Genomic DNA, 26,720 nt, shown 5'->3' with positions numbered 1-26,720 from the left:
TCTCTGGTGCGTCCCGCCGGCACCGGAGGACAGATCAACCGGTGCTGACGCGCTCTTTCACGAGCCGTACGACCGCGTCGATCACCTCGGCGAGCCCCAGCTCGGTCGAGTCGATCTCCACGGCGTCATCGGCCTTGGTCAGGGGGGAGGCGGTGCGGGTGGAGTCCAGCCTGTCCCGCCGGGCCTGGTCGGCCAGGGTGGCCTCGACGGAGACCGCCGGGTCGGCGATCTCCTTGGCCCGGCGCAGGGCCCTGGCCTCCTCGCTGGCGGTGAGGAAGACCTTGACGGGAGCGTCCGGTACGACCACGGTGCCGATGTCGCGGCCCTCGGCCACGATGTCCCCGTCAGCCATGATCTCACGCTGCAGCTCCACCAGGACCTGCCGTACTTCGGGGACCCGGCTCACCGCGCTGACCGCGCGGGTCACCGCCTGGCCGCGGATCGGCCCGGAGACGTCCACGCCTCCGACGGAGACGCCCGGCGCGTCCGGGTCGGTGCTCACCTCGATGCGCACCTCGCCCGCACGGACCGCGACCGCCGCCGCGTCCTCGACGTCGACGCCCTGTTCCAGCATCCACCAGGTGATGGCCCGGTACATGGCGCCGGTGTCCAGATAACGGTACCCGAGAGCGCGGGCCACTCCCTTGGCCGCGCTCGACTTGCCGGAGCCGGACGGGCCGTCCATGGCGATGATCAGCGTCATATCCTCGACTTTCAGGGGAGAACGGGAACGGACCAGCCGCGGTCGCGCAGCGCGGCGGCGAGGGTCTCGGCGGACTCGGGATGGACCGAGAGCTCCGCCACACCCACCGGAAGGCCCGGCGAGTGCTCGATCGAGACGTCTTCGATGTTGACCCCGGCGTGGCCCGCCGCCTCGAAGATCCGGGCGAGCTCGCCGGGGCTGTCGGGGATGACCACCTGCACGTGCGCATACCGCGGGGGGCGGCCGCCGTGCTTGCCGGGGATCCGGGCGCGGCCGGCGTTGCCCCGGGACAGGAGGTCGCCGACCCTCTGCATGATCACTTCGGCGACGTCGGAGTCCGCGGAGGCGGAGGCCCTCAGCATCGCCGCGGCCAGGGCGAGATCACCGGCGACCGCGTCGAGCACCTCGGCGACCGGCGCGGCGTTCGCGGTGAGGATGTCCACCCACAGGGCCGGGTCGCTGGCCGCGATCCGGGTGACGTCGCGGACGCCCTGCCCGGCCAGGTCCAGCGCCACCCGGGGCGCGTCCTCCAGCCGGGCCGCGACCGCCGCGGCCACCACGTGGGGGCCATGGGAGACCAGCGCGACGGCCTGGTCGTGCTCGACCGGGTCGACCCGGTGCACCTCGGCCCCGCAGGCCCGTACCAGCGCGGCGACCGTCTCGACCGCCTCCTCACCGGAGGCCTCGGTGGGGCACAGCGCCCAAGGGCGGCCCAGGAACAGGTCGGCGCGGGCCGCGGCGGGACCGGAACGTTCCCTCCCCGCCAGGGGGTGGCCGGGAACATAGCCGCGCAGGTCGCAGCCGAGGTCCATGGCGTCCAGGACGGGACGGGCCTTCACGCTGGCCACGTCGGTGTAGACCCGGGCCAGGCCCCGCTTCTGCGCCTCCAGCAGGGTGCGGCCCACGGCGGCCGGAGGGACCGCCAGGACCGCCACGTCGACCGGCTCGACGGGCTCGTCGGGGAGCGCGGAGCCGGCTCCGAGCTCCACCGCCAGCGCCAGCGTGGCGGGGTCGCGGTCGCTCAAGAGGACCTCGGTTCCGCGCTCGCGCAGGGCGAGCGCCACCGAGGTGCCGATGAGGCCGGCACCGACCACGGCGACGCGCGGGATTTCCGTCACGGGAGGACCTTACCGGGATTCTGGGCTGTCACTGGGCGATGTCGAGGCGCAGCACGGTCGCGCCCCGCAGGTAGACGTGCTGCATCTGCGACCGCGGCTTGTCGGTCTCGATGTGGGCCATGAGCCGGACCACCCGCGGCAGCGCGTGCGGCACGTTCAGCTCGCTGGCGCACATCAGCGGCACGTCGGTGAAGCCGAGCTTGCGCGCGGCCAGGGCGGGGAACTCCGCGGTGAGGTCCGGGGTCGCGGTGAAGATCACGCTGATCACGTCGTCGGTGGTCAGCCCGTTCCTGGACATCAGCTCGGAGACGAGTTCGGCGGTCGCCTCCAGGATCTCCTCCCGTTCGTCGGCGTCCACCTGGATGGCTCCCCGTAGGGCGCGTACGGCCACTGGTCTCTCCTTCTGATCTTCACAAACCCACGGCCTTGTACAGCGCCGCGACTTCCTTCTCGGTCAGCGCGCGCACCCCGCCCGGCTTGAGCCTGCCGAGGGCGATCGGACCGAAGTTCGTGCGGGCCAGCTTCCGGACCGGGAAGCCCGCTTTGGCCAGCAGCCGGCGCACGATGTGCTTGCGGCCCTCATGCAGGGTGACCTCCACCAGGGCGCGCCGGCCGGTCTGCTCGACCAGCTTGAAGTCGTCGACCTTGACGATGCCGTCCTCCAGGTCGACGCCGGCGCGCAGCCTCCGGCCCAGATCGCGCGGGATGGGGCCGGGGACGTCGGCCAGGTAGGTCTTGGTGACGCCGAAGGAGGGGTGCATCAGCCGGTGCGCCAGCTCGCCGTCGTTGGTGAGCAGGATCAGGCCCTCGGTGTCGGTGTCGAGCCGGCCCACGTGGTAGATCCGCTCGGTGAGGTCCTCGACGTAGTCGATCAGGGTGCGGGTGCCCCGGCCCTCGGCCATGGTGCTCTCCACCCCGACCGGCTTGTTCAGCATGTAGTAGCGCAGCTCGTGCCAGGTCTCGATCTTGCGTCCGTCGACCTGGATCTCGTCCCGGCGCGGGTCGACCCGCTCGCCGAACCAGCTGACCACCCGGCCGTTCACCTTCACCCGCCCGGCGGAGATGATCTGCTCGCAGGCGCGGCGGGAGCCGATTCCGGCGTCGGCCAGGACCTTCTGCAGGCGCACGCCCTGTTCGTCCTGCTGACCGGTGGTGGTGCTCATACGGGCATGTCCTCGATGTCGGTGATCTCGTCGGGCAGGTAGGGCGCCAGCTCGGGCAGCTGCTCCAGGGAGTCCAGGCCCAGGCGCTCCAGGAAGTAGCCGGTGGTGCGGTAGAGCATCGCCTGGGACTCGGGGTCCTGCCCCGCCTCCTCGATCAGGCCGCGCAGGGTGAGGGTGCGCATCACGCCGTCGCTGTTGACGCCGCGGATCGCCGAGACCCTGGCGCGGCTGACCGGCTGCCGGTAGGCCACGACGGCGAGGGTCTCCAGCGCGGCCTGGGTGAGCCTGGTCTGCTGGCCCTCGGTGACGAACCGCTCGACCACGGGCGCGCAGTCCTCGCTGGTGTAGTACCGCCAGCCTCCGGCGATCCTCCTCAGCTCGAAGCCGCGGCCCTGCGCGCGGTACTCCTCCGCCAGCTCCGCCAGGGCCCCGGTGATCCGGGCGACGGGCTCCTCCAGCAGCTGGGCGAGGATGATCTCGGGGACCGGCTCGTCCACGACGAGCAGGACGGCCTCCAGGGACGCCTTGAGCCGCGGCGGTTCACTCACCACTGTCCTTCCCGTCCCCTCGTCCGTCCCGGTCCTCCCGCCCTTCCGCCGGCGGCGGGGCTCCCGCGAACTCGTCCCCGAGCCTGATGTCGCCTTCTTCGCTGCCCGTCCAGCCGACGTGCAGTTCGCCCAGAGGTTCGATCTGCTCGAACGACACGGCCTGCTCACGGTAGAGGGTCAGCAGGGCCAGGAACCGGGCGACGATCTCGTGGACGCCCGCGCAGTCGGAGGTCAGCGCGCGGAAGGTGGCCTTCCTGAGCTTGCGCAGCCTCTCCACGAGGATAGCGCCCTGTTCCTCCACACTGGCCTGTGGCGTGTACATATGGGTGACGGAGACCCCGGGCGGGGGCGGCTTGGGCTGGAAGACCTTCGCGGCCAGCCGGGCGAACTCCACGGGTCCCAGCCCCAGCAGCACCTCGGGCAGCAGGTTGGCGAACCGCGGCTCCATCGGCACCGTCCTGGGGTACCGCCGGGCCTCGACGGCCATGAGCCCGGCGAAGAAGGCGCTGACCTCCTTGTAGGCCCGGTACTGCAGCAGCCGCGCGAACAGCAGGTCCCGCGCCTCCAGCAGCGCGAGGTCCTCCTCGTCGTCGACCTCTCCCGACGGCAGCAGCCGCGCCGCCTTGAGGTCGAGCAGCGTGGCCGCGACCAGCAGGAAGTGGCTGGCCTGGTCCAGGTCCCACTCCGGCCCGTACGAGCGGATGTAGGCGATGAACTCGTCCGTCACCCGGTGCAGGGAGACCTCGGTGATGTCCAGCTTGTGCTTGGCGATCAACCCCAGCAGAAGATCGAACGGCCCCGAGAAGACGTCCAGATGCACCTGGAAGCCCTGAGCCGACTCTTCCTTCACCTGCTCTTCCGCCACGTCATGAGCCTAGTGGAGCAGGTCGGACGACCGCAGCGAAGCGAGGATCGGCCGACCTGACCCCGGGGGCCTGGGGGTCGCCCCCCAGAACAGCAGATCGGACGACCTCAGCCGAGTTCTTTCCAGCGCTGGATGACTTCCTTGGCCAGTTCGCGGTAGTGGTTGGCGCCCATGGACGACGGGTCGAACGTGGTGATCGGCTCTCCCATGACGGTGGCGTCGGGGAAGCGCACGGTGCGGTTGATCACCGTGTGGAAGACCTGGTCTCCGAAGGCCTGCACGATGCGCTGGAGCACCTCGCGGGTGTGCAGGGTCCGCGAGTCGTACATGGTGCCCAGGAAGCCGTCGATCGTCAGGGACGGGTTGATCCGCTGCTGGACCTTCTCGATGGTCTCCATGAGCAGCGCGACACCGCGCATGGCGAAGTACTCGCACTCCAGGGGCACGATCACGCCCTGGGCGGCGGCCAGCGCGTTGATCGTCAGCAGGCCTAGGGACGGCTGGCAGTCGATGAGGATGTAGTCGTAGTGCTCGACCGCCGGCTTGAGCTTGCCCGAGAGGATGTACTCGCGGCCGACCTCGTGCACCAGCTGGACTTCCGCCCCGGACAGGTCGATGTTGCTGGGCAGCAGGTGCATGTCCTCCACCGAGGTCTCCAGGAGGATGTCCTCCCACTCGGTGTCGTTCTCCAGCAGCATGTTGTGGACGGTGATGTCCAGTTGCCGGGGGTCGCCCTGGCCCAGGCCCACCGACAGGGCTCCCTGGGGGTCGAAGTCCACCAGCAGCACCCTGCGCCCCTGCTCGGCCAGTGCCGCGCCCAGGTTGATGGTCGTGGTGGTCTTGCCCACGCCGCCCTTCTGGTTGCAGATGGCGACGATGCGCGCCGGACCGTGCTGGACCAGGGGGTCGGGGTCGGGAAAACGGGGGACGGGTCGTCTTGTCGGACCCAGCGCGCTTCCGGGCTCGGTGGCGATGGCCGCCGAGAGCACGCTTTCCGCGCCTGTGTCAGGCATGTTCGAACCTCCCCGACGGCGAGGAGATACCGTCGATGCACGGGGACTCTAGGCGGCGGGGAACGTCACGGCAACACGACACACGGTCCCCGTCCGCGTTCAAGCACGTGCGCGGGGGTGCGCTGTGGCGTAGACCTCACGCAGTAGTCGAACCGTCACGAGGGTGTAGACCTGTGTCGTGGTCACTGAGGCGTGCCCGAGGAGCTCCTGCACCACTCTAACGTCCGCGCCCCGCTCCAGAAGGTGGGTCGCGAAGGAATGTCGCAACGTGTGCGGGGAGACGTCCGTCAGCCCGGCGCGTTCGGCGGCGGCCCCCAGCACCATCCAGGCGCCCTGCCTGGACAGCCGCCCGCCCCGGGCGTTGAGGAACAGCGCAGGCGTGCCCCGGCCGACCTTGACCAGCCGGGGGCGGGCCCGGACGAGGTAGGCCTCCAGCGCCCGGGCCGCGTACCCGCCGATCGGGACGATCCGCACCTTGCTCCCCTTGCCGGAGACCCGGACGACGCCCTCGTCCAGCTCGACGTCGTCCAGGTCGAGGCCGACCGCCTCGGAGATCCGCGCGCCCGAGCCGTACAGCAGCTCCAGCAGCGCCCGGTCGCGCAGGCCGCGGGCGGAGTCGTCCCCGGCCGCGCCCAGCAGCCGCTCCACGTCCGCCAGGGAGATCGCCTTGGGCAGCCGGCGGGGCGCGGCGGGCGGCCGCACCTCGCGGGAGGGGTCGGCGTCGGCCAGCCCCTCCCGGAGCGCGAACCGGTGCAGGCCCCGGACCGCCACCACCGCGCGGGCCGCCGAGCCGGCCGACAGCGGGGCGCGGTCGGCGCCGCCCTCCCGGAGAGAGGCCAGGAAGTCCTGGACGTCCTTCTCGCCGATCACGGCCAGATCCAGGACGCCCCTTGTGCGCAGATGCTCCTGGTACCGGCGCAGGTCGCGCCGGTAGGAGCTGAGCGTGTTCGCGGCCAGGCCGCGCTCGACCGCGAGATGCCCCAGATAGGCACCGACCGCGGCTTCGAGTGTGCTCATGACGGGCCGAGCCTAGGCTTCGGCCGCCTCCTTGTCGCGTAGATCGTCGAAGTTCCGGGTCCGCGCCGCCTCCAGCGCCAGGATCGCCGACACGGCGAGGACGTTGTGGATCTCCCCCGCCAGCACCTTGGCGACCGCCTCCTCCAGCGGCAGCCACACCACCGGCATGTCGGCCTCCTCGTGCACCCGGACGAAGTCGATCTCCTCGTCGGGCACCCGCTCCAGGTCGCGGGCGAGGAACACCCGGACCCGCTCGTCGCTCATGCCGGGGGTCTGGAAGGTGTCGAGCAGCGTGTGCCAGGTGGCGGCCCGGTAGCCGGCCTCCTCCAGCAGCTCCCGCTCGGCGGTGCGCCACAGCGGCTCGCCCGCCACGTCCCGCAGCCCGGCGGGCACCTCCCACAGCAGGTGCCCGACCGGGTGCCGGTACTGGCGCAGCAGCAGGATCCGGCCCTCGCCGTCCAGCGCGACCGTGCCGACCGCCCCGGGATGCTCCACGTACTCGCGTCGGACGGGCTCCAGCCCGTCGCCGTTCGGCATGAGCACCTCGTCCTCGCGGACGGTGATGATCCGTCCCTTGAAGTGCTCCGCCGAGCCGGTCACCCGCCATCTCTCCACGGTGTCCTGGACGTCCATGCGCCCATCCTGGGGCATCGCCGGGGCGTCCGTCACTTCTGGTGCGCCAGGGCCGCCGCGACCAGGCCCGCGAAGAGCGGGTGTGCGTTGGTGGGCCGCGACCTGAACTCCGGGTGCGCCTGGGTGGCGACGAAGAACGGGTGCGTGTCGCGGGACAGCTCGACGTACTCCACCAGCCTGCCGTCCGGGGACAGGCCGCTGAAGATCACGCCGGCCTTCTCCAGGTCCGCCCGGTAGGCGTTGTTGACCTCGAAGCGGTGGCGGTGGCGCTCGGAGACCCGGGCCTCTCCCCCGTACAGGTCGCGGACCAGGGAACCCTCGGCCAGGTCCGCCGGGTACAGGCCCAGGCGCATGGTGCCGCCCAGGTCCCGGTCGCCGGAGATCACGTCGAGCTGGTCGGCCATGGTGGAGATCACCGGATGCTCGGCCTTCTCGTCGAACTCGGTGCTGTCCGCCCCGGTGATCCCGGCGAGGTTGCGGGCCGCCTCGATGACCATGCACTGCAGACCCAGGCACAGGCCGAGGGTGGGCAGCCTGTTCTGGCGGGCGTAGGAGATCGCGCCGACCTTGCCCTCGATGCCGCGCACGCCGAACCCGCCGGGGATCAGCACGCCGTCCACCCCGGCCAGCTGGGCGCGGGCGCCCTCGGGCGTCTCGCAGTCGTCGGACTTCACCCAGCGGATCTTGACCTTGGCGTCGTTGGCGAACCCTCCGTGGCGCAGCGCCTCGGTGACCGACAGGTAGGCGTCGGGCAGGTCGATGTACTTGCCGACCAGGGCGATCTCGACCTCGTGGGCGGGGTGGTGGACCCGGCGCAGGAGATCGTCCCAGACACCCCAGTCGACGTCGCGGAACGGCAGGTCCAGGCGGCGCACCACGTAGGCGTCCAGGCCCTCGGAGTGCAGGACCTTGGGAATGTCGTAGATCGAGGCGGCGTCGACGGCCGAGACCACGGCCTCGCGGTCGACGTCGCACATCAGGCTGATCTTGTTCTTGATGCTGTGCGAGACCGGGCGGTCGCTGCGCAGCACGATCGCGTCGGGCTGGATGCCGATGCTGCGCAGGGCCGCCACGGAGTGCTGGGTCGGCTTGGTCTTCAGCTCGCCGGACGGGCCGATGTAGGGCAGCAGCGACACGTGCAGGTAGAACACGTTGTCCCGGCCGATCTCGTGGCGGATCTGGCGCACCGCCTCCAGGAAGGGCAGGGACTCGATGTCGCCGACCGTGCCGCCGACCTCGGTGATCACCACGTCGATGTCCGGGCCGGCCATGCCGTAGATCCGGTCCTTGATCTCGTTGGTGATGTGCGGGATGACCTGCACGGTGTCGCCCAGGTACTCCCCGCGCCGCTCCTTGGCGATCACGTTGGAGTACACCTGGCCGGTGGTGACGTTGGCGCTTCCGTGCAGCTCGGTGTCGAGGAAGCGCTCGTAGTGGCCGATGTCCAGGTCGGTCTCGGCCCCGTCGTCGGTGACGAAGACCTCACCGTGCTGGAACGGGTTCATCGTGCCCGGGTCCACGTTGAGGTACGGGTCCAGCTTCTGCATGGTGACCCGCAGGCCGCGCAGCGTGAGCAGGCGTCCGAGGCTCGAGGCGGTGAGGCCCTTGCCCAGGCTGGACGCGACCCCCCCGGTGACGAAGAGGTGTTTGGTGATGCGCGTTTTGCCGGAATCTGCGAGGCGCAAGAGCGGTCTCCCGTGGTCGTCGTGCGGCGGCGGGAGCCGCCCTGTCCACGGGGTACCAGAATAACAGCAGCTCAGTATCCGTTCGTCAGGAACCGATCACCGGGCATTCACCCGGGGTCAGCCCGGGTATCCGTTGCGGCTCGAATCGGTCATGGTCGCGCCCACCTCGCTCAGCGCGGCGTGGTTGTGCAGCGGCGAGGACGGCATGATCACCCGCAGCTGGCGGGTGAGCTCGTCGATGAGGCTGCGTGCCTGGTCCGCGGCGTTGCGGGCGGCGTCGCGCTCCTGCGACAGCGCGCCGAGCTGGGCCCGCTGCTCGGTGACCGCCTCGGCGAGCTGGTCGACCCAGGCGTCGCGTTCCTTGATCTTCTCCAAGGCCGCGTCGCGCTCGGTGGCGATCTGGCGGACCGCGGCCATGGCGCCGTCCCGCTCCCGGGTGAGCTGCTCGGTGCGCGAGCGCGCCAGCGTGGCCTCGGACTCGGCACGGGCCTTGTCCTGCGCCGCCGCGTCCCGGGCCGACTCGGCGGCCTTGGCCTGCTCCATGGCCTGCTGGGCGGCCTCCACGGCGTTCTGCCGCTCGGCGTCGGCCACCTCGGCCCTGCGGCGGGACTCCTCGGCCTGGCGGCCCGAGTCGGCCGCCTGGCGGTTGGCCTCGGCGGCCTGGCGGCGCGCCTCCTCGGCCTCCTTGGCGGCGTTGCCCGCGGCCACCTGGAGGGCCTGGGCGGTGTTCTCGGCGTCGGTGAGGGCCGCGCGCACCGAGGCCAGCTCGGTCCTGACGGTCTCCACCGCGCGGGTCAGCTCGGCGATGCGGTCCTCGGCGGCCCGCCGGGCGTTGGAGGCCTCCTCCAGCGAGCGCAGCGCCTCGTCCCTGGCCGCCTGCACGTTGTCGTGCTGGGTGACGAGCTGGCGCATCGCCGCCTCGGTCTCGCTGACCCGGCGCTCGGCCTGCTCGGCCCGGGTGCGGGTGCGCTGCACCTCGCTCCAGGCGGTGGCCGCGTCCCGCTGGGCCTTCTCCCGCTCCGACTGGGCGGAGGCGAGCTGGTTGGCCGCCTCGCTCTGGACCTCGGTGATGCGCCGCTCGCCCACCGACAGCGCCTCGCCGAGCAGCTCGGCCATCTGCTTGAGCTTGTCGACGAGGTCCCAGCCGGGAAGCGTGTGGCCCTCTCCCTGCTGCCCCTGGCCCTGCTGCTGGCCGCCGGCCGGAGCCGGCAGCGGAGCGGGGTTCAGGAGTTCTCGGGGCGCCTGCGCGGGGGAAGGCGACCATGACAAGCCACCGGGTTGTGCGGTGCGCTGGCCGCCTGATCCGTTGAGGTCACTCACGGTAAAGACTCCATCAGGGGGTTCATCACGACGTCGTTGAGGAAAACTCTATTGCCGACATGGGGGAATGTCTCCCCCGTCCCGTAATACGACCACCGTCTCCCTGCGCTCCCACGTACTGACAGAATGTCAGAACATGGAGCTGCGCAGTCTGTATCCGCCGATCGAACCCTACGATTCAGGCCTGCTCGAGGTCGGAGACGGTAACCGGATTTATTGGGAAGTCTGCGGCAATCCACAGGGCAAGCCTGTGGTGATGGTACATGGCGGGCCGGGTGGAGGGTGCCTTCCCGACCACCGTCGGCAGTTCGACCCCGACCGCTACCGCATCGTCCTCTTCGACCAGCGCAACTGCGGCCGCAGCCTGCCGCACGCCGCGGACCCGGCCGTCTCCCTGGAGCACAACACCACCTGGCACCTGGTGGCGGACATGGAACTGCTGCGCGGGCACCTGGGGATCGAGCGGTGGCAGGTCTTCGGCGGGTCCTGGGGCAGCACGCTGTCCCTGGCCTACGCCGAGACCCACCCGGAGCGGGTGAGCGAGCTGGTGCTGCGCGGGATCTTCATGCTCCGGCCGTTCGAGCTGTTCTGGTTCTACGAGTACGGCGCGTCGCTGCTCTTCCCCGACCTGTGGGAGCGGTACCTGGAGCCGATCCCCGAGGAGGAGCGCGAGAACCTCATCGAGGCCTTCTCCGTCCGGCTGAACGACCCGGACCCGGCCGTCCACCTGCCGGCCGCGCGGGCCTGGTCCACCTGGGAGGGCGGGACGATCGGCCTGCGGCCCGACCCCGGCCTCGTGGACCACTTCGCCGAGCCCGAGTACGCCATGGCCTTCGCGCGGATCGAGAACCACTACTTCACGAACGGCGGGTTCTTCGAGTACGACGACTGGCTGCTGGACAACATCGACCGGATCCGGCACATCCCCACGGTGATCGTCCAGGGCAGGTACGACGTGTGCACGCCCGTGGCGACCGCCTGGGACCTGCACAAGGCCTGGCCCGAGGCGGAGTTCCACATCGTGGACGACGCGGGGCACGCGTTCGACGAGCCCGGCATTCTACACCGTCTCATCACCGCGACAGATGGATTCGCCGATTCCTGAATCCCCCGTCCGACACCGTACCGTCATGATCCGTTGATCCGGTGGCGTCCCTGCGTACTCCTGGCGCAGGGACAACTAAGGCGTCCGTCACCTTCCCAAGGGAGACCCCCCGATGGAACGCCGTACCTTCATGCGCGCCAGCGTGCTCGCCGCCGGAACCGCAGCCTTCTCCGGCTCGCTGATGCGGGGGGCGTTCGCCGCCCCCGCGCAGAACGCCACCAGCCCTTACGGGGCCCTGCTGGCCGCCGACGCCAACGGGATCCAGCTGCCCGCCGGCTTCACCAGCCAGGTCATCGCCCGCTCCGGCCAGGTGGTGTCCGGAACCTCCTACACCTGGCACAAGGCGCCGGACGGCGGAGCCTGCTTCGCCGACGGCACCGGCTGGATCTACGTGTCCAACTCCGAGGTGTCCAGTTCCTCCGGAGGCGGCGCCTCCATGATCCGTTTCAACTCCAGCGGGACGCCGACCGCGGCCTCGCGGATCCTCAGCGGCACCAACAACAACTGCGCGGGCGGCAAGACGCCCTGGAACACCTGGCTGTCGTGCGAGGAGGTCAGCCTCGGGCGGGTCTGGGAGACCTACCCCTTCGGGGGCGCCGCGGTGGCCCGGCCCGCGATGGGCCGGTTCAAGCACGAGGCGGCCGCGGCCGACCCCGTCCGGAAGGTCATCTACATGACCGAGGACGAGAGCACCGGGCGCTTCTACCGCTTCGTCCCCACCACCTGGGGGAACCTGTCGTCCGGAACGCTCCAGGTGCTGGTCGCGGGCTCGGGCACGTCCGGCTCGTTCAGCTGGGCGAACGTGCCCGACCCGGACGGTTCGCCGACCGCCACCCGCAACCAGGTCTCCGGCTCCAAGGTCTTCAACGGCGGAGAGGGCTGCTGGTACGCCAACGACACGGTGTGGATCACCACCAAGGGCGACAACCGCGTCTGGCAGTTCAACCTCGCCAACAGCACCTTCGAGCTGGCCTACGACGACAACCTCGTCACCAACGGCACGGCGCCGCTGACCGGGGTGGACAACATCACCGGCTCGTCCTACGGGGACCTGTACGTGGCCGAGGACGGCGGGAACATGGAGATCAACATGATCACCCCCGACGACAAGGTCTCGCCGTTCCTGCGGGTGACCGGTCAGAGCTCCTCGGAGCTGTGCGGCCCGGCGTTCAACCCGGCGGGGAACCGGCTGTACTTCTCCTCGCAGCGCGGGACGTCCGGCTCCTCCAGCGGCGGGATCACCTACTGCGTGACGGGGCCGTTCCGGACCTGATCCCCTCCCCCGCAAGGCGGTGAGAACCGACAGGACCCCCGCAGCCGAAGGCTGCGGGGGTCCTGCGCACGCTTGAGTGGATCAGATCCCGCGGACGTTCTCCGCCTGCGGGCCCTTCGGACCCTGGGTGATGTCGAACTCCACCCGCTGGGCCTCCTCCAGGTTGCGGTAACCGCTTCCCTGGATGGCACTGAAGTGGACGAAGACGTCCGGGCCGCCCTCATCCTGAGAGATGAAGCCGAAGCCCTTCTCACCGTTGAACCACTTGACGGTGCCCTGCGCCATACTGCACTCCTGGGTTGTAACTCCAGGCCCACACTTCGTGGACCTGCGGCCGCCGCGAGAGTCCCCCGTAAATGAAGAAAACCCGCGAAAGCACCTCCGCGGGTAATCGAACACTCGATCAGGCGAAAGAACAGCTACGACCACTGCTCAAGGTAGCACACCGGGAACTCCCGGTGTCCATATCTGATCATTCAAGGGTGCTTCAAATTCTCCCGAATCCCATTCGGTATGGTGTCCGCAAAGGACATCGGGAGGTATCGGGTGGGAGCGGCGATCGCCGGTCTCGGGATGACCGAGCTGGGCAAGGTATACGGGCGCAGTCCGCGCCGGCTGGCCGCGGACGCGGTCCGGCTGGCCGTGGCCGACGCCGGTCTCGAACTGACGGACCTGGACGGGCTGCTGGTCAGCCACGGCATGGGCGGCTCGCCCGGCATCGAGCTCGCCTCGGTGCTGGGACTGCGCGACCTGCGCGTGCTCAGCCTCATGCACGCCTTCGGGGCCACCGCCGGCGCGATGATCGCCCACGCGGCGATGCTCGTCCAGAGCGGGGCCGCCTCGGCGATCGCGTGCGTGTTCGCCGACGCGCCGCTGAGGCCCAAGCAGTCCTCCGGCGCGGCCTACGACCGCTCGGCCCGCGAGTACTACGGCTACTCGGGCATGACGGCCTCGCAGGGGTTCCGCAGCGTCAACGCCTTCTACGCGCTGGCCGCCCAGCGGCACATGGCGCGTTACGGCACGACCAGCGAGCAACTCGGCGCGATCGCGGTGTCCACCCGCCAGTGGGCCACCATGAACCCCCTCGCTCAGATGCGCGACCCCATCACGCTGGAAGACCACCAGAGCTCCCGCTGGGTCGTGGAGCCGCTGCACCTGCTGGACTGCTGCCTGGTCTCCAACGGCGCGATCGCGGTGCTCGTCACGAGCGCCGACCGCGCGGCCGACCTCGCCCAGCCCCCCGTGCACGTCCTGGGCTGGGGCCAGGGCCACCCGGGCAACACCATGGAGCGCGACAGCGGGTTCGGGCTGACCACCGGCGCCGCGATCTCCGGACCGACCGCGATGAAGATGGCCGGGGTGACCGTCTCCGACATCGACCAGTGCCAGATCTACGACTGCTACACCTTCACGACCCTGGTGAGCCTGGAGGACTACGGGTTCTGCGCCAAGGGCGAGGGCGGGGAGCTGGCGGCGTCCGGCGCGCTGGGCCCCGGCGGGCGGCTGCCGACCAACACCGGCGGCGGGCAGCTGTCGGGCTACTACATGTGGGGCATGACCCCGGTGTCCGAGGCGATCATCCAGGCCCGCGGCCAGGGCGGCGAGCGCCAGGCCGAGCGCAACGAGGTGATCCTCGTCAGCGGCAACGGCGGCATCCTCGACCACCACAGCACCCTCATCCTCAGCCCGGCCCGGCCCGGCCGGGACGCGGGCGCCGGCGCGGAAGCAGGACGGTGACACGATGACCATCAAGAGAGACGGACGCTCCGACGCGTTCTTCGACGGAGCCCTGCGGGACGAGCTGGTCATCCGCAGGTGCGGCGAGTGCGGCAGGTGGTACGCGCCGGACGCCGCGGGCTGCACCGGCTGCGGCGCCCCGAAGCTGGAGTGGGCGACGGCGGCGGGCACCGGCACGCTGGTGAGCTGGGCGGCGGTGTACAGCCGTGACGGCGGCAGGACCGCGCACATCGGCCTGGTGGAGCTCCCCGAGGGGCCCTGGCTGCAGGCGGCTCTGTCGGGCGTGGACACGCCCGTCGAGGGGCTGGCTCTCAAGGCCCGGTTCACGCCTCAGGAGGAGGGCGAGCCGCTGCTGGAGTTCGTCCCGGCCTGACGCTCCCGCGACCCGCGCCCCCGCCTCGTCCCTCCAGGACGAGGCGGGGGCGTTCTTGTTCCGGAGGCGGGGGCACCCTGGGCTAAACCGAATACGATTCGGTATGGTTCGGGGCATGAAGACCGATGTCTGTGATCTGCTCGGGATCGAGTTCCCGCTGTTCGCGTTCAGCCACTGCCGCGACGTGGTCGCGGCCGTCACCAACGCCGGCGGGTTCGGCGTGCTCGGCGCCGTGGCCTACACCCCGGAGCGGCTGGAGGAGGAGCTGGCCTGGATCGACCGGGAGGTCGCCGGCCGCCCCTACGGCGTGGACGTCCTGGTGCCCGCCAAGATCGACGCCTCGGCCCGCGAGGGCGGCGACCCCATCGCGGCGATCCCCCAGGAGCACTGGGAGTTCCTGGTCCGTCTGTTCGAGAAGTACGGCGTCCCGGTGCCCGACCTGTCCGGAAGGAACGCGGCCAGAGCCGCCAGGAGCGGCGCGCGCGGCGTCACCGGGGCCGGGGCCACGGAGCTGATCGACGTCTCGCTGTCCCACCCGATCAAGCTCATCGCCAGCGCGCTGGGCACGCCCCCTCCGATCATGGTGGAGAAGGCCAAGGCCGCCGGGGTGCCGGTGGCGGCGCTGGTGGGCACCGTCGAGCACGCGCGGCGCCAGGTGGCCGCCGGGGTCGACCTCATCGTCGCCCAAGGCGGCGAGGCCGGCGGGCACACCGGTGAGATCTCCACGATGGTGCTGGTCCCCCAGGTCGTCGACGCGGTCGCCCCGATCCCGGTACTGGCCGCCGGCGGCATCGCCTCGGGCCGGCAGATCGCCGCGTCCCTGGCGCTGGGCGCGTCCGGGGTGTGGACCGGCTCGGTGTGGCTCACCACCGAGGAGGCCGAGACCCCGCAGACGGTCAAGCAGAAGATGCTCCAGGCCACCGCCCGCGACACCATCCGCTCGCGCTCCCGCACCGGCAAGCCCGCCCGGCAGCTGGTCTCGGCGTGGACCGAGGAGTGGGAGGGCCCCGACTCCCCCGGCTCGCTGCCCATGCCGCTGCAGATGATCGTCGCCGAGGCGGCCATGCGGCACCTGAGCAAGCACGCCGAGAACGGCAACGAGGGCGCCCAGCAGCTGGTCAACTACTTCGTCGGCCAGTGCGTCGGCATGATGAACAGCATCAAGCCCGCCAAGCAGGTCGTCTACGACATGATCGAGGAGTTCGCCGACTCGGTCGAGCGGCTCTCGGCGCTGTCGTCCGCCGAGGACTGAGCGCTAGGGCCACTGGTTGAGCGGGCGGCCCGGCCCCGCCCTGACCTGCCGGGTCACCAGCTCAGCCAGGGCCGTGTAGCCCGCGGCGTTCGGGTGGTAGCTGTGGAACTCCACCTCGAACGCCTTGAGGTCGACGTCCAAGCCGTTCACGTAGGGGGCGCCGGTGCCCACCTCGTGGCCGGTGAAGGCGCTGTGGACGTCGATGAACTCCACCGAGCCGGGAGCCCCGCTCCGGACCAGTTCCCGGTCCGCGGCCCTGGCGACCTCGTGGATCAGGTCGTTCAGCTCCCTTCCCTGGGCGTTCAGCCAGCGCTGGTCGGCGACACCGAGATTATCCAGGGCCTCGCCCTCCCGCTCGCCGAACAGCCTGGGGTAGCCGAGCAGGATGACGCGGGCGCGGGGCGCGCGTTCCAGCAGCCCTTGGACGATCGAGGCCAGCGCCTTGCGGAGCTCGGGTTCCCGGGCCTCCAGCGCGGCGTCCTGCTCCTGGCAGCCGCCGGACCAGGGCAGGGTGAGGATGCAGCCCGCCAGGACCTTGGTGAAGCCCAGATCGTTGCCGCCGACGCTGAGAGTGATCAGGCTGGTGCCCGCGTCGACGTGCTCCAACTGGGGAGGTTCGCCCGCCTTGGACGCGAAGAAGTGCTCGGTGCGGGCGCCCGCGCAGGCGAAGAAGCGGGTGCCCCCGGCGAACTCGAACATCCTGGAGACGGCGTGGACGTAGCTGCGGGACGTCCGGTGGCAGCGGTTCTCCCGAGACAGGTCGTCCGGAATCGCGTAGGCGCCTTCGCCGGAGGAGAATGAGTCGCCCAGCGCCACGTATGCGCCCTGGGAGGCGGCCTCCAGCGGGGTGAGCGGCTGCCTGCCGGGAAGGGCCGCGTCCGACGTCACGGGTGCTCCAGGCCGACGGTCGCAGCCGATCCCGAAGGTCCGGCAGCGCACCCGTTCCGAGACGAGCGGCACGGCCAGGCCGGCGAGCGTCACCACGAGCAGAACCAGGGCGAGCAGGCCGCGCGCTCCCCCTCGGGCCCAGATCTTCATGCCACCCCCGCAGGCGCCTCCATCCGGCTTCTGATGACTCTAAGGGAGGTTCCGGGCAGGGAACCGGATCCCACACCGAAGCTCCCGGTAATACCGACCATCCGGTATCTGAGTGGTACACCTCGCCGCACCCACCCCGACAACCGATTTTCGACACAAGCGATGATCTAGTGAGAAAAATTCTCTTCCCGAGAGATAAATCCTCGATATTTCGGTTCAACTTCCTGACACCGGCACCGGACCCCTGTAACACTGTGGGCCACCGAATGGTGACAGAGACACGCATGCCCGCATCCGCCCCGATGACCGACGATCCCCATGAAGGCTGTGCAGTGACCCTCACGGAGAGCGACCTCTCACTGCGGCTCGACGAGATCCACGCCGCCGCCCTCGGCGTGTTCCGCGACGTCTCCGACCGCAGACCCGACCACGAGGAGATCGCCGCGCTGGCCGACGTCGACGGCGAGGCGCTGCGCCGCCGCTGGCCCGGCCTCGACGAGCTGCTGGTGGAGGCCCTCGCCTCCCTGCTCCCCGCGCCCGAGGACCCGGGCGACCTGGGCCTGCGCGCCGAACTCCGCCTCCTCATCGAGCACCTGGCCCGCGAGTACGCCGAGCACGGTGAACTCCTCGTCCGGGTGATGGCCCGGCTGTCCGCCAGCCCCGACCTGGACCGGGCCTTCCGGCAGCGCATCCTCTACCCCCGGGTCGAGTGCGTCCGCCGCATCTTCGGCCGCGCCGTCCTGCGTGGGGAACTGCGCCCCGACGCCGACCCCCGCCTGATCTTCTCCCTGGTCCCGTCCCTGCTCAGCTACCGCACCATGCTCCGCGACCCGGCCCCCGACCCGTCCCTGGCCGACCGCCTGCTCGACGCCGTCCTCCTCCCCCTCCTCCTGCGCTGACCACCCGGGCCGCCAGGTCCACCCGGGCCGCCAGGACCACTGGGACCACTGGGACCACTGGAGCCGACAGAGCCGCTGGAGCCGCAGGAACCGACAGGACCGCTGGGGCCATCAGGTCCGCCAAGGCCGCCCCGGAACCGCTGGGGGCCGCCGGTCCATCAGGACCGCTGGGGCCGCCCGGGCGTCAGGCCGGACGGATTCGGCAGATCCGTTCGGCGGTCTGATCCGTCTGATCTGTTGGAGTCCGCAGGATCCGTCCCGTTCGGGGACGGGCGCGACCGGCGGACCGGAGTTCACCAGCGTCCGCACCGGGCGGCGCGGGCGGCGGGAGGATCATGTTCGCGTTCCTGACGGGACTGGGGCTGGCCGGGGCGGCCGGGCTCAACGCCTACATCCCGATCCTGGTGGTCGGGTTGCTGGGGCGGTACACCGAACTGGTGGTCCTTCCCGGGGACTTCTCCTGGATGGGGAACGGGTGGGTGCTGGCGGGGCTGTCGGTGCTGCTGGCCGCCGAGATGGTGCTGGACAAGGTGCCGGTGGTCGACTCGATCAACGACGCGGTCATGACGCTGGTGCGGCCCGCCGCGGGCGGGGCCGCGACGGCGGCCACGGCCGCGGCGGGGAATCTCGACGCGGGGCTCGGCACCGACCTCGCCTCGCTCCAGGAGCACTCCTGGCTGAGCTGGGTTCCCGGCGTCCTCGTGGCGCTGGCCGTGCACGTGCTCAAGACCCTGGTGCGGCCGATCGCCAACACCGGCACCCTCGGCGCCGCCGCCCCGATGCTCAGCACCGCCGAGGACGGCCTCTCCCTCGGCCTGAGCCTGCTCGCCCTCCTGGCCCCCGTCCTGGCCTTCCTCCTGCTGCTGGCCCTCCTCTACGTGGCCTTCCGCCTCCTGCGCCGGATCCGCCGCGGACGGCGGAGCCCGGCCCCCGGCCGGGGCCGCCCATGACCGCCGGGAGGGCGCTTTGGGGCGGGGTCAGCCGATGCCGGCCTCCTTGAGGTCGCGGAGTTCGCGCTTGAGCTCCTTGATCTCGTCCCGGAGGCGGGCGGCCAGTTCGAACTGGAGGTCCTTGGCCGCCTGGTGCATCTGCTCGGTGAGGGACAGGACGAGGTCCTCCAGCTCTTCGCGGGGGCGGTCGGTGACCAGGTCGGCGGTGTGGCCGCCCAGGGGGGCGCGGCTGCCGAAACCCGGGACCGGGGCCTTGCCCCGGGACTGGGCGCGGCCGGAACCGCCCAGATAGGTGTCGGTGTCCTCGTCCTCGCGGACGATGGAGTCGAGGATGTCGGCGATCTTCTTGCGCAGGGCCCGCGGCTCGATACCGTGCTCGGCGTTGTAGGCCCGCTGCTTGTCGCGCCGGCGGTTGGTCTCGTCGATCGCCCGCTCCATCGACGGGGTGATCTTGTCGGCGTACATGTGGACTTCGCCCGAGACGTTGCGGGCGGCCCGGCCGATGGTCTGGATCAGGGACGTCTCCGAGCGCAGGAAGCCCTCCTTGTCGGCGTCCAGGATCGCCACCAGGGAGACCTCCGGCAGGTCCAGGCCCTCGCGCAGCAGGTTGATGCCGACCAGCACGTCGAAGTCGCCCTGGCGCAGCTCGCGCAGCAGCTCGATGCGGCGCAGGGTGTCGACCTCGCTGTGCAGGTAGCGCACCCGGATGCCGAGCTCCAGCAGGTAGTCGGTGAGGTCCTCGGCCATCTTCTTGGTGAGGGTGGTGACCAGCACCCGCTCGTCCCGCTCGGTGCGCGCCCGGATCTGCTCGACGAGGTCGTCGATCTGGCCCTTGGTGGGCTTGACGACCACCTCGGGGTCGACCAGGCCGGTCGGGCGGATCACCTGCTCCACCACGTCGCCCTGCACCCGGCCCAGCTCGTACGGGCCGGGTGTGGCCGACAGGTAGACCGTCTGGCCGATGCGCTCCAGGAACTCCTCCCACTTCAGCGGGCGGTTGTCCAGCGCGGACGGCAGCCGGAACCCGTGGTCGACCAGCTGGCGCTTGCGGGAGGCGTCGCCCTCGTACATGGCGCCGATCTGCGGGACCGTCTGGTGGGACTCGTCGAGCACCAGCAGGAAGTCCTCGGGGAAGAAGTCCAGCAGGGTGTGCGGCGCCGAGCCGGCCTGCCGGCCGTCCATGTGGCGGGAGTAGTTCTCGATGCCCGAGCAGGTGCCGATCTGGCGCATCATCTCCAGGTCGTAGGTGGTGCGCATGCGCAGCCGCTGGGCCTCCAGCAGCTTGCCCTGGCGCTCCAGCTCCTCCAGGCGCGCGGCCAGTTCGGCCTCGATCCCGGCGATCGCCTGCGTCATGCGCTCCTCCCCCACGCCGTAGTGGGTGGCGGGCAGGATGTGCAGCGCCTCGTGCTCGGAGATCACCTCGCCGGTGAGCGGATGCAGGGTGGAGAGCTTGTCGATCTCGTCGCCGAACATCTCGATCCGGACGGCCAGCTCCTGGTACTGCGGGATCACCTCGATGGTGTCGCCGCGCACCCGGAAGGTGCCCCGGGTGAAGGCCAGGTCGTTGCGGGCGTACTGGATGTCGACCAGGCGGCGCAGCAGGCGGTCCCGGTCGATCTCCATGCCGACCTCGAGCTTGATCATCTGCCTGACGTACTCCTCGGGCGTGCCGAGGCCGTAGATGCAGGAGACCGACGCCACCACCACGACGTCCCGCCGGGTCACCAGCGACGAGGTCGCCGAGTGCCGCAGCCGCTCGACCTCGGAGTTGATCGAGGAGTCCTTCTCGATGTAGGTGTCCGTCTGCGGGACGTACGCCTCCGGCTGGTAGTAGTCGTAGTAGGAGACGAAGTACTCGACGGCGTTGTCCGGCAGCATCTCGCGCAGCTCGTTGGCGAACTGCGCCGCGATGGTCTTGTTCGGCAGCATGACCAGCGTCGGCCGCTGGACCTTCTCGATCAGCCACGCGACGGTCGCCGTCTTTCCGGTGCCGGTGGCGCCCAGCAGCACCGAGTCCTTCTCACCGCGCTCGACCCGCTCGGCCAGCGCGGCGATCGCCGCGGGCTGGTCGCCGGCGGGCGTCATCTCCGTGACGACCTCGAACGGCTTGTCGATCCGCTGAAGGTCGAGTTCCTGGCGCACGTGCCCTCCCCTGACTGCCATCACCCCCCACCGTACGGCCCCGCACCGACAAATCCGCCCGGCGGGCGGCGGGCCTCCCTCCGGGAACACTGGGCACGGAGAACGCCGGAAAAGCCGGGACCGGCGGCCTTCTCGAGGCCGCCGGTCCCGGAAACGCACGGTGTCACCGCCTCCTTCCCCTGCCGGGAGGCTCGTCGCTGCGGTCCACGGAGCTTTCCGCGCCCCTGCTCTCCGTCCGCCCGGACGGGCCCGCCCCCGGGGTCCGCGGGGCGCCCTCCATCCGTTCGACCTCGATCCGCTCCTTGCGGATCTCGTCGTGGATGACCCGCTCCTCGGGCACCTGCTTGACGTTCAGACGCACCCTCTCCACCGGGTGGATCTCCTTGACCGCGAACGCCTCCTGGCCGCGCAGGACGACCTCGAGGGAGTCCTCACGGATGTCGGCGGCCCCCTCGGTGACCGGGATCCGCTCCAGTTCGAACTCCTCGTGGACGAGCCGGACCCGCTCCTCCACCGGCACGACGTCCACGTACTTGTGCAGCCGCACCCGGCCCACCTCGATCTCCTCGGTGTGGAAGGCGATGCGCTCCTCGCAGCGCGTCAGCGCCAGTTCCCCCGGCTGCCCGGCCCGTCCCGCCTCGGCCGTCCGCTCACGGCCCAGCCCCGCCGCTCCGGCCGCCCCGGACGTCACGCCGGCCGCTCCAGCGGCGCCGGGCGCTCCCGTCGTCGTGCCGGCTGCCCCCGTGGCCGTGCCGGGCGCTCCCGTCGTCGTGCCGGCGGGTCCCGTGGTCTCGGGGGCCTCCGCCCGCGTCCGTTCTCCGGCGACCCCGGCCGCGGCGGCCGAGGCCGCGGCGGCGGTCTTGCCCGTCCCGCTCGGCGGGGTGGTCGTCGTACGCGTCTGCGCGCCGGCGTCCAGTTCGTAGTACGAGCGCAGCCGCGACTCCTGCTCGGGCGTGATGTGCCGCTCCACGCTCAGCTCCGGCGAGTCCTTGACCTTGTTCTTGTCGTAGGGGACGGTCAGGTCCTTGCCGGACAGCGAGCTTCCCACGAGCGGGACGAACCTGTCCTTGCCGCCCAGCAGGCCTCCCATGCGCAGCCGCGCCCACTCCTGGGCGCCCGTCACGTCGTCGAAGAAGATCTGCTCGATGGTGCCGAGTTCCTCGCCGTCGGGTCCGGTCATGCGTGCGCCGAGCAGTTTCTTGATATCCATGGGTGTGCTCATGACGTTTTCTCCAGAGATTGCGTGGTCGAGACCCCGTCAGCCCGCGTTGACAATGGTCCACCGCTCGCTTCCATTGCTGCGCAGTCTCACCGAGCTCACCTGGGAGCCGGCCGGGACCTGGAAGACATAAGTGCCTTTGACACTTTTTCCGGCCTGAATGGGCTGCGTCACCGCGCGTCCACCGGACAGCTGGCCTCCGGCTTCCGCGTCCCCCGTGCGGTAGGCGTCCCCGGAGGTGTAGGCACGCTGGTAGCCGGCCGTCGCGTAACAATCCTCCGTTCCCGAGTTCGTCAGGGTCGTGTCGACCACGACGAAGACCTGGCCTGACGGCGCGTCCAGGTACCCGCCCGTCTGGTCGTTCTGGATCCTCGGCACGGGCGGCCTCATCGAGGTGCCGAGGAAGGTGAGGCCGCAGCCCGGCGCCGTGGTGGAGCTCCCGACCGGAGCGACGGGCCGCACCACGGTGGCGGTGGGCCCGGTGACGGTCACGGTGGGCGCGGTCTCGACCGCGGGCCCGCGGTTCATGCTCGCGATCCCCATGCCGCCCAGCAGCAGCCCCAGAGCGGGGACCAGCAGCCAGGCCGGGTTGAACCCCTTCTTGGGCGGCTTCCCCTCCGCGGAGGCCCCCGAGGTCACCTCGGGCGCGGCGCGGTCCCGGCCGGGCTCCCTCCCGGCGCCGCCTCCCTCGTCCCAGGAACCCTTCTCGGCCACGTCGCTGCTCCTTCGCCGGGATCTCCGCCAACCGACACGCTAGGACGGTCATTCCCTAGGAGAAAGAGCACAGTGCACCGTATGCCCATTTCTTGATGAATTCTTCAAGCACCAAAAAACGGAATTTTCCCCCGATTAATCCTCCCCCGACCGCAGCGCTCCGCATTCCCGCCGCTCCCGGCCGTGCCCGGGTCTGGCCGCGCCGGACTCCGGCGGTTTACCATGGCGAAGCCGCCGACAGGTACGGGGATTACCTTGGCACGTTTCGCTCTCTGGCTTCTCCGGAACGCCGACGCCGCGATCGCGCTGGTCATCGCGCTGGTCGTGGCGATCTTCGGGCTCAGCGACGATCCGGACCCCGGACTGATCGCCAGCGCCACCCTGCTCGTCCTGGGCCTGCTGGCCGCGGGCATCCTGCGGGACCGCTACCGCAGCGCCCCGGTGGAGGAGGAGATCCGCGGCTCCCTGCGCTCCCTGGAGGCGCTGCCCGAACGGCTCGAGCGCATCGACGGCTTCGAGCGGCTGGTCCTGCGCACCCGGCACGCGCTCGACGAGTCCTCGGCGGTCCAGGTGATCAGCGGCTCCGAGGTCGCCTCCGCGCTGGCCGCCGCCCGCCAGGGCACCGACCGGTGGATCTTCAAGGGAGGGACCGGCACCTACATCCGCGCGGTCACCCTGCCCGGCTGCGTCGCCGACGCCAAACGCGAGCGGCGCGCCCTGCTCTTCCGGCTGGAGATCATCGACCCGTCGAACGAGGAGGTCTGCGACGCCTACGCGCGGTTCCGCCGCGCGGGCGCCCCCGCCGGGGAGGAGCACGAGCCCTGGACGCTGGAGCGCACCCGCAAGGAGTCCTACGCCACCATCCTCGCCGCCTGCTACCACCGCGACCGCTACCGGCTCCTGGACATCGACATCGGGCTGTCCGGCACGATGACCACCTTCCGCTGGGACCTGTCCTCCTCCTGCGCGGTCATCACCCGGGAGGAGCCCACCGGCCCCGCCCTGCGGGTCGACAAGGGCAAGTTCTACTACGACTGGTGCTACACCGAACTGCTCAACAGCCTGGACCAGGCCCGCCGGGTGCCGATCGAGCAGGCGCGCGCCGCCCGGCTCTCGGAAGAGCCGACGATCGAGGAGATCCGCCGCCTCTTCCAGGTGCTGGACCTGCCGCTGCCCCGCTCGTTCGGCGACCGGGACGTCGCCGACATCGCCCGCCGCGCCCTGCGCGCCGTCGACCCCTACGGGGGCCCTTCGGAGAGGCGGCCGTAGGACCGCGGACGGGGATGAGGGCGATGCGCTACGGAGAACTGCACCGGAGGCTGAGGGAGGGCTCCGGTGCCGAGGAGGTGGCCGGCTGGGCCGGGCGGACGCTGGGCCTGATCGCCTCGGGCTCCCTCCCCGCCGAAGGGGTACTGCACCCGCTGGGCTTCCTGTGCCTGCCGATCGAGCGCAGCCGCGGCACCGGAGTCTGCCTCCACCTGTGGTCGCCGGAGCTGCCGCCCCCGGCCTCCACCACCTCCTCCTGGCACTGCCACAGCTGGGACCTGCTCAGCCTGCTGCTCCACGGCCGGCTGAGCAACATGCTGGGCGACCTCGACGACGGCCCCGACCTGCGGGTCTTCGAGGTGCTCAGCCGCGACGACGTCGACGAGCTGCGTCCCACCGACCGCACCGTGCGGGTCTCCCCCTCCGACGGAGGCGCCTACACACGGGGCGACGTCTACGCGCTGTCCGCCGGGATCTTCCACCGGACGGCGGTCGCCGGGGAGGCCGTGACGGTGGCGCTGGGCGCCGAGCGGCCCGGCGGCCACGACCTGTCCCTGGGCCCGCCCGGTCTGGGCGGCCACCGCACGCGGCGCCGCCGCAGCGGGGCCGCGCAGACCGTCCGTCTGGCCCGCCGGGCCGCCGAACTGCTCCAGGAGGGCTGATGATCGATCTCGCGCGGGCCAGGGACGTGGCGGTCGCCGCCGCCGAGGAGGCGGGCGCGGCGCTGGCGCCCGGGGCGCGCTTCGCCGCCTGGGCCAAGGGGGTGGACGACGTGGTGACCGACCTGGACCACCGGGCCGAGCAGATCATCCTGGGCCGGTTGCGGGACGCCTACCCCGGACACGCCGTCCTGGCCGAGGAGTCGGGCCGCAGCGGCGGGCCCGCCGAGGACGCCGCCGCCCTGTGGATCGTGGACCCGCTGGACGGCACGCACAACCTCACCATCGGACTGCCCGCCTACTCGGTGGGGATCGCCCTGTGCCTGGACGGCGCGCCCGCCGTGGGCGTCATCCACGACCCGATCACCCGGCGGACCTGGTCGGCGGTCCGCGGCGACGGCCCGCGCGGCCCCGGCGGGACGCCGCTGGCCCCGGGTCCGGCCCGTTCCGGGACCGCCCCGATCGTCTCCTACGTCCAGGGCTACCCCGTCGGGCGCACCGACCCGACCGCCCTGGCCTACAAGTACCTGCTGGGGGCCAGGGCCCGGCGGCTGCTGCAACTGTGGTCGCCCCAGCTCACCTGGGTGATGCTGGCGCAGGGCCTCATCGACGCGGTGATCGGCTACCGGACCGGCCTGGTGGACCTGCCCGCCGGGGCGCTCATCGCCACCGAGGCGGGCGTCGTCCTCACCGCGCTGGACGGCGGTCCGTTCGAGCTGTCGGTGGCCGACGACGAGCACAGCTTCATCGCCGCCCGCCCCGAGGCCGTCGCCTCCCTCGTCGAGCTGCTGGAGACGGCCTCCGCCCTGGACCTGCCGCCGCTCAGCTGAGCAGCAGCGCCACGACCACCGCCGGCAGCGCCAGCGCCGCCAGCACGGTGCCGTGCAGCATGAACCGCCGCAGCGGGACGCGCAGGTCATGCCGGCGGCACCACTCGAACCAAAGAAGCGTCGCCAGCGACGCCCAGGGGGTGATGAGCGGCCCGACGTTGGTGCCCGCCAGCAGGGCCAGCAGCTGCTCGCCGTTGTCCACGGGGACGACGGCCTCACCCGCGGTGTAGGCGGGCAGGTTGTTGATGAGGTTGGACAGCGCCGCGCCGGTCAGCGCCGCGCGGAACGCCCCGCCGGCCCCGTCGTCGGCACCGATCAGCGCGGTCATCACGACGTCCAGGCCGTGCAGGACCAGCGCCGGGATGACGAGGAACAGGCCGGTGACGAAGACCAGCAGCTGCCACGGGATCAGCGAGGCGGTGAGGGAACGCGGGCTGCGCCACGCGAAGGCGGCCACGGTGACGACGGCCGCGCCCGTCGCCGCGTACTCGACGTGCGCTCCCGTCATCACCAGCACGATGAACAGAAGACAGGCTCCGGAGGCGACGGCGAACAGCACCGGGTCGCCGATCTTCATCGGGGCGGGAGGCTCGTACCTGTCGGCCCCGCGTGCGCCGCGCCGCCAGTAGAACGCCCACAGCAGCAGCATCGTCACGGCGATCGCCACCAGCTGCGGGAACCACATGCGCGCGGCGAACTCGCGGGGGGTGAGCATGACGCGGTCGGCGGCCAGCAGGTTCGTCAGGTTCGACACCGGCAGCAGCAGGCTCGCGGTGTTGGCCAGCCACACGGTGGTCATCGCCAGCGGGAGCGCCGCGATGCCCGTCCGGATCGCCAGGGCGAGCATGACGGGCGTCAGGAGGACGGCGGTGGTGTCCAGGTTGAGGAACATCGTCGTCAGGGAGGCGAACGCCACGCACAGGAGGAACAGCATCCCGTAGCGGCCGCGGCCGATGATGGCCAGCCGGTCGGCGATGACGTCGAAGACCCCCGCCTCCTTCGTCAGCTCCACCAGGACGATCACGCTGGCCAGGAAGAGCAGCAGCGGGGCTATCCGGCGCAGGCTCGCCTCGGCGTCCCGCGCCGGCAGGATCCCGGTCAGCACGCAGACGACGCCCGACAGGAGCAGACCGAACCGGATCCAGTCCAGTGTCGACACTCGGCTCACCGGGGCATGATCCCATGACACGGTGGCGAA

The 26,720-nt window shown here is 71.1% G+C and carries 27 protein-coding genes; 10 read left to right on the top strand and 17 right to left on the bottom strand.

Annotation, left to right across the window (positions count from 1 at the left end):
• Window positions 1-34: 34 nt before the first annotated feature.
• The 11 genes from cmk to ABGB12_RS09590 all read right to left on the bottom strand — a co-directional run bounded on the left by cmk (window position 35) and on the right by ABGB12_RS09590 (window position 10,065).
• Window positions 35-703 carry a (d)CMP kinase gene (gene cmk / locus ABGB12_RS09640; RefSeq protein WP_347676024.1) on the bottom strand — a complete coding sequence of 223 codons (669 nt, stop codon included), beginning with the start codon at window positions 701-703 and terminating at the stop codon, window positions 35-37.
• Window positions 704-714: 11 nt separating this feature from the next.
• Window positions 715-1,821, bottom strand: a complete 1,107-nt coding sequence (locus ABGB12_RS09635) for a prephenate dehydrogenase (RefSeq protein WP_347676022.1) — start codon at window positions 1,819-1,821, stop codon at window positions 715-717.
• Window positions 1,822-1,849: 28 nt separating this feature from the next.
• Complete coding sequence (gene aroH, locus ABGB12_RS09630; protein WP_347676020.1) at window positions 1,850-2,212, bottom strand: chorismate mutase; 363 nt, start codon at window positions 2,210-2,212, stop codon at window positions 1,850-1,852.
• A 19-nt stretch (window positions 2,213-2,231) separates the two neighbouring features.
• On the bottom strand, window positions 2,232-2,984 hold the full coding sequence (locus tag ABGB12_RS09625; RefSeq protein ID WP_347676018.1) for a pseudouridine synthase: 753 nt from the start codon (window positions 2,982-2,984) through the stop codon (window positions 2,232-2,234).
• Complete coding sequence (scpB, locus tag ABGB12_RS09620) at window positions 2,981-3,532, bottom strand: SMC-Scp complex subunit ScpB (protein ID WP_347676016.1); 552 nt, start codon at window positions 3,530-3,532, stop codon at window positions 2,981-2,983. Before scpB ends, ABGB12_RS09625 begins: the two co-directional genes overlap by 4 nt.
• Window positions 3,525-4,397 (bottom strand): segregation/condensation protein A, encoded by an 873-nt coding sequence (locus ABGB12_RS09615; RefSeq protein WP_347676014.1) that lies wholly within the window; start codon window positions 4,395-4,397, stop codon window positions 3,525-3,527. Before ABGB12_RS09615 ends, scpB begins: the two co-directional genes overlap by 8 nt.
• Before the next feature lie 107 nt (window positions 4,398-4,504).
• Window positions 4,505-5,410 (bottom strand): ParA family protein, encoded by a 906-nt coding sequence (locus tag ABGB12_RS09610; RefSeq protein ID WP_347676012.1) that lies wholly within the window; start codon window positions 5,408-5,410, stop codon window positions 4,505-4,507.
• Window positions 5,411-5,509: 99 nt separating this feature from the next.
• On the bottom strand, window positions 5,510-6,427 hold the full coding sequence (gene xerD, locus ABGB12_RS09605) for a site-specific tyrosine recombinase XerD (RefSeq protein WP_347676010.1): 918 nt from the start codon (window positions 6,425-6,427) through the stop codon (window positions 5,510-5,512).
• 12 nt (window positions 6,428-6,439) lie between these two features.
• Window positions 6,440-7,060 carry an NUDIX hydrolase gene (locus ABGB12_RS09600; protein ID WP_347676008.1) on the bottom strand — a complete coding sequence of 207 codons (621 nt, stop codon included), beginning with the start codon at window positions 7,058-7,060 and terminating at the stop codon, window positions 6,440-6,442.
• A gap of 32 nt (window positions 7,061-7,092) precedes the next feature.
• A complete protein-coding gene (locus ABGB12_RS09595) occupies window positions 7,093-8,745 on the bottom strand; it encodes a CTP synthase (protein ID WP_347676006.1) in 1,653 nt (550 codons plus the stop codon).
• A gap of 117 nt (window positions 8,746-8,862) precedes the next feature.
• The gene (locus ABGB12_RS09590; protein ID WP_347676004.1) at window positions 8,863-10,065 is read right to left on the bottom strand and encodes a hypothetical protein; all 1,203 of its coding nucleotides are present in this window, start codon (window positions 10,063-10,065) and stop codon (window positions 8,863-8,865) included.
• 142 nt (window positions 10,066-10,207) lie between these two features.
• Between ABGB12_RS09590 and pip the strand changes: the two genes are divergently transcribed.
• Complete coding sequence (gene pip / locus ABGB12_RS09585; RefSeq protein ID WP_347676135.1) at window positions 10,208-11,170, top strand: prolyl aminopeptidase; 963 nt, start codon at window positions 10,208-10,210, stop codon at window positions 11,168-11,170.
• Window positions 11,171-11,282: 112 nt separating this feature from the next.
• Window positions 11,283-12,443 carry an alkaline phosphatase PhoX gene (locus tag ABGB12_RS09580; protein WP_347676002.1) on the top strand — a complete coding sequence of 387 codons (1,161 nt, stop codon included), beginning with the start codon at window positions 11,283-11,285 and terminating at the stop codon, window positions 12,441-12,443.
• Between the two features lie 81 nt (window positions 12,444-12,524).
• Here ABGB12_RS09580 and ABGB12_RS09575 read toward each other — a convergent pair whose 3' ends face one another.
• On the bottom strand, window positions 12,525-12,728 hold the full coding sequence (locus tag ABGB12_RS09575; protein WP_106398580.1) for a cold-shock protein: 204 nt from the start codon (window positions 12,726-12,728) through the stop codon (window positions 12,525-12,527).
• A 261-nt stretch (window positions 12,729-12,989) separates the two neighbouring features.
• Here ABGB12_RS09575 and ABGB12_RS09570 point away from each other — a divergent pair, with 261 nt between their 5' ends.
• The 3 genes from ABGB12_RS09570 to ABGB12_RS09560 all read left to right on the top strand — a co-directional run bounded on the left by ABGB12_RS09570 (window position 12,990) and on the right by ABGB12_RS09560 (window position 15,805).
• Window positions 12,990-14,180 (top strand): thiolase family protein, encoded by a 1,191-nt coding sequence (locus ABGB12_RS09570; protein ID WP_347676000.1) that lies wholly within the window; start codon window positions 12,990-12,992, stop codon window positions 14,178-14,180.
• Window positions 14,181-14,184: 4 nt separating this feature from the next.
• Entirely contained in the window at window positions 14,185-14,553 is a 369-nt protein-coding gene (locus ABGB12_RS09565) for an OB-fold domain-containing protein (RefSeq protein WP_347675998.1), read from the top strand.
• A 115-nt stretch (window positions 14,554-14,668) separates the two neighbouring features.
• The gene (locus ABGB12_RS09560) at window positions 14,669-15,805 is read left to right on the top strand and encodes a nitronate monooxygenase (protein ID WP_347675996.1); all 1,137 of its coding nucleotides are present in this window, start codon (window positions 14,669-14,671) and stop codon (window positions 15,803-15,805) included.
• A gap of 3 nt (window positions 15,806-15,808) precedes the next feature.
• Here ABGB12_RS09560 and ABGB12_RS09555 read toward each other — a convergent pair whose 3' ends face one another.
• On the bottom strand, window positions 15,809-16,843 hold the full coding sequence (locus ABGB12_RS09555) for an SGNH/GDSL hydrolase family protein (protein ID WP_347675994.1): 1,035 nt from the start codon (window positions 16,841-16,843) through the stop codon (window positions 15,809-15,811).
• Between the two features lie 332 nt (window positions 16,844-17,175).
• Between ABGB12_RS09555 and ABGB12_RS09550 the strand changes: the two genes are divergently transcribed.
• Window positions 17,176-17,742 carry a TetR-like C-terminal domain-containing protein gene (locus ABGB12_RS09550; RefSeq protein ID WP_347675992.1) on the top strand — a complete coding sequence of 189 codons (567 nt, stop codon included), beginning with the start codon at window positions 17,176-17,178 and terminating at the stop codon, window positions 17,740-17,742.
• A gap of 335 nt (window positions 17,743-18,077) precedes the next feature.
• Complete coding sequence (locus ABGB12_RS09545; protein WP_347675990.1) at window positions 18,078-18,692, top strand: DUF4126 domain-containing protein; 615 nt, start codon at window positions 18,078-18,080, stop codon at window positions 18,690-18,692.
• A gap of 27 nt (window positions 18,693-18,719) precedes the next feature.
• Here ABGB12_RS09545 and uvrB read toward each other — a convergent pair whose 3' ends face one another.
• The 3 genes from uvrB to ABGB12_RS09530 all read right to left on the bottom strand — a co-directional run bounded on the left by uvrB (window position 18,720) and on the right by ABGB12_RS09530 (window position 22,767).
• On the bottom strand, window positions 18,720-20,834 hold the full coding sequence (gene uvrB / locus ABGB12_RS09540) for an excinuclease ABC subunit UvrB (protein ID WP_347676133.1): 2,115 nt from the start codon (window positions 20,832-20,834) through the stop codon (window positions 18,720-18,722).
• A 163-nt stretch (window positions 20,835-20,997) separates the two neighbouring features.
• Window positions 20,998-22,044, bottom strand: coding sequence for a YsnF/AvaK domain-containing protein (locus ABGB12_RS09535; protein WP_347675988.1), 1,047 nt, complete (start codon window positions 22,042-22,044; stop codon window positions 20,998-21,000).
• Window positions 22,045-22,092: 48 nt separating this feature from the next.
• On the bottom strand, window positions 22,093-22,767 hold the full coding sequence (locus ABGB12_RS09530) for a DUF4352 domain-containing protein (RefSeq protein ID WP_347675986.1): 675 nt from the start codon (window positions 22,765-22,767) through the stop codon (window positions 22,093-22,095).
• A gap of 255 nt (window positions 22,768-23,022) precedes the next feature.
• Here ABGB12_RS09530 and ABGB12_RS09525 point away from each other — a divergent pair, with 255 nt between their 5' ends.
• The 3 genes from ABGB12_RS09525 to ABGB12_RS09515 are packed head-to-tail and all read left to right on the top strand — an operon-like array spanning window position 23,023 to window position 25,522.
• Window positions 23,023-24,036 (top strand): hypothetical protein, encoded by a 1,014-nt coding sequence (locus tag ABGB12_RS09525; protein ID WP_347675984.1) that lies wholly within the window; start codon window positions 23,023-23,025, stop codon window positions 24,034-24,036.
• A 23-nt stretch (window positions 24,037-24,059) separates the two neighbouring features.
• The gene (locus ABGB12_RS09520) at window positions 24,060-24,695 is read left to right on the top strand and encodes a hypothetical protein (RefSeq protein ID WP_347675982.1); all 636 of its coding nucleotides are present in this window, start codon (window positions 24,060-24,062) and stop codon (window positions 24,693-24,695) included.
• Complete coding sequence (locus ABGB12_RS09515; RefSeq protein ID WP_347675980.1) at window positions 24,695-25,522, top strand: inositol monophosphatase; 828 nt, start codon at window positions 24,695-24,697, stop codon at window positions 25,520-25,522. Before ABGB12_RS09520 ends, ABGB12_RS09515 begins: the two co-directional genes overlap by 1 nt.
• Here ABGB12_RS09515 and ABGB12_RS09510 read toward each other — a convergent pair.
• Window positions 25,515-26,690 carry an SLC13 family permease gene (locus tag ABGB12_RS09510; protein WP_347675978.1) on the bottom strand — a complete coding sequence of 392 codons (1,176 nt, stop codon included), beginning with the start codon at window positions 26,688-26,690 and terminating at the stop codon, window positions 25,515-25,517. The two genes, ABGB12_RS09515 and ABGB12_RS09510, sit on opposite strands and share 8 nt — an antisense overlap.
• Between the last annotated feature and the right edge of the window lie 30 nt (window positions 26,691-26,720).

The organism is Actinocorallia sp. B10E7 (assembly GCF_039871655.1).
GTDB lineage: Bacteria > Actinomycetota > Actinomycetes > Streptosporangiales > Streptosporangiaceae > Actinocorallia.
This window is presented reverse-complemented; position numbering and strand designations above follow the sequence as displayed.

Excerpts from the sequence above, each read along its gene's own strand:
- cmk (WP_347676024.1), bottom strand. The coding sequence starts at position 703 with ATGACGCTGATCATCGCCATGGACGGCCCGTCCGGCTCCGGCAAGTCG.
- ABGB12_RS09625 (WP_347676018.1), bottom strand. The coding sequence starts at position 2,984 with ATGAGCACCACCACCGGTCAGCAGGACGAACAGGGCGTGCGCCTGCAG.
- ABGB12_RS09610 (WP_347676012.1), bottom strand. The coding sequence starts at position 5,410 with ATGCCTGACACAGGCGCGGAAAGCGTGCTCTCGGCGGCCATCGCCACC.
- xerD (WP_347676010.1), bottom strand. The coding sequence starts at position 6,427 with ATGAGCACACTCGAAGCCGCGGTCGGTGCCTATCTGGGGCATCTCGCG.
- ABGB12_RS09600 (WP_347676008.1), bottom strand. The coding sequence starts at position 7,060 with ATGGACGTCCAGGACACCGTGGAGAGATGGCGGGTGACCGGCTCGGCG.
- ABGB12_RS09580 (WP_347676002.1), top strand. The coding sequence starts at position 11,283 with ATGGAACGCCGTACCTTCATGCGCGCCAGCGTGCTCGCCGCCGGAACC.
- ABGB12_RS09575 (WP_106398580.1), bottom strand. The coding sequence starts at position 12,728 with ATGGCGCAGGGCACCGTCAAGTGGTTCAACGGTGAGAAGGGCTTCGGC.
- ABGB12_RS09565 (WP_347675998.1), top strand. The coding sequence starts at position 14,185 with ATGACCATCAAGAGAGACGGACGCTCCGACGCGTTCTTCGACGGAGCC.
- ABGB12_RS09560 (WP_347675996.1), top strand. The coding sequence starts at position 14,669 with ATGAAGACCGATGTCTGTGATCTGCTCGGGATCGAGTTCCCGCTGTTC.
- ABGB12_RS09555 (WP_347675994.1), bottom strand. The coding sequence starts at position 16,843 with ATGAAGATCTGGGCCCGAGGGGGAGCGCGCGGCCTGCTCGCCCTGGTT.
- ABGB12_RS09545 (WP_347675990.1), top strand. The coding sequence starts at position 18,078 with ATGTTCGCGTTCCTGACGGGACTGGGGCTGGCCGGGGCGGCCGGGCTC.
- ABGB12_RS09535 (WP_347675988.1), bottom strand. The coding sequence starts at position 22,044 with ATGGATATCAAGAAACTGCTCGGCGCACGCATGACCGGACCCGACGGC.
- ABGB12_RS09520 (WP_347675982.1), top strand. The coding sequence starts at position 24,060 with ATGCGCTACGGAGAACTGCACCGGAGGCTGAGGGAGGGCTCCGGTGCC.
- ABGB12_RS09515 (WP_347675980.1), top strand. The coding sequence starts at position 24,695 with ATGATCGATCTCGCGCGGGCCAGGGACGTGGCGGTCGCCGCCGCCGAG.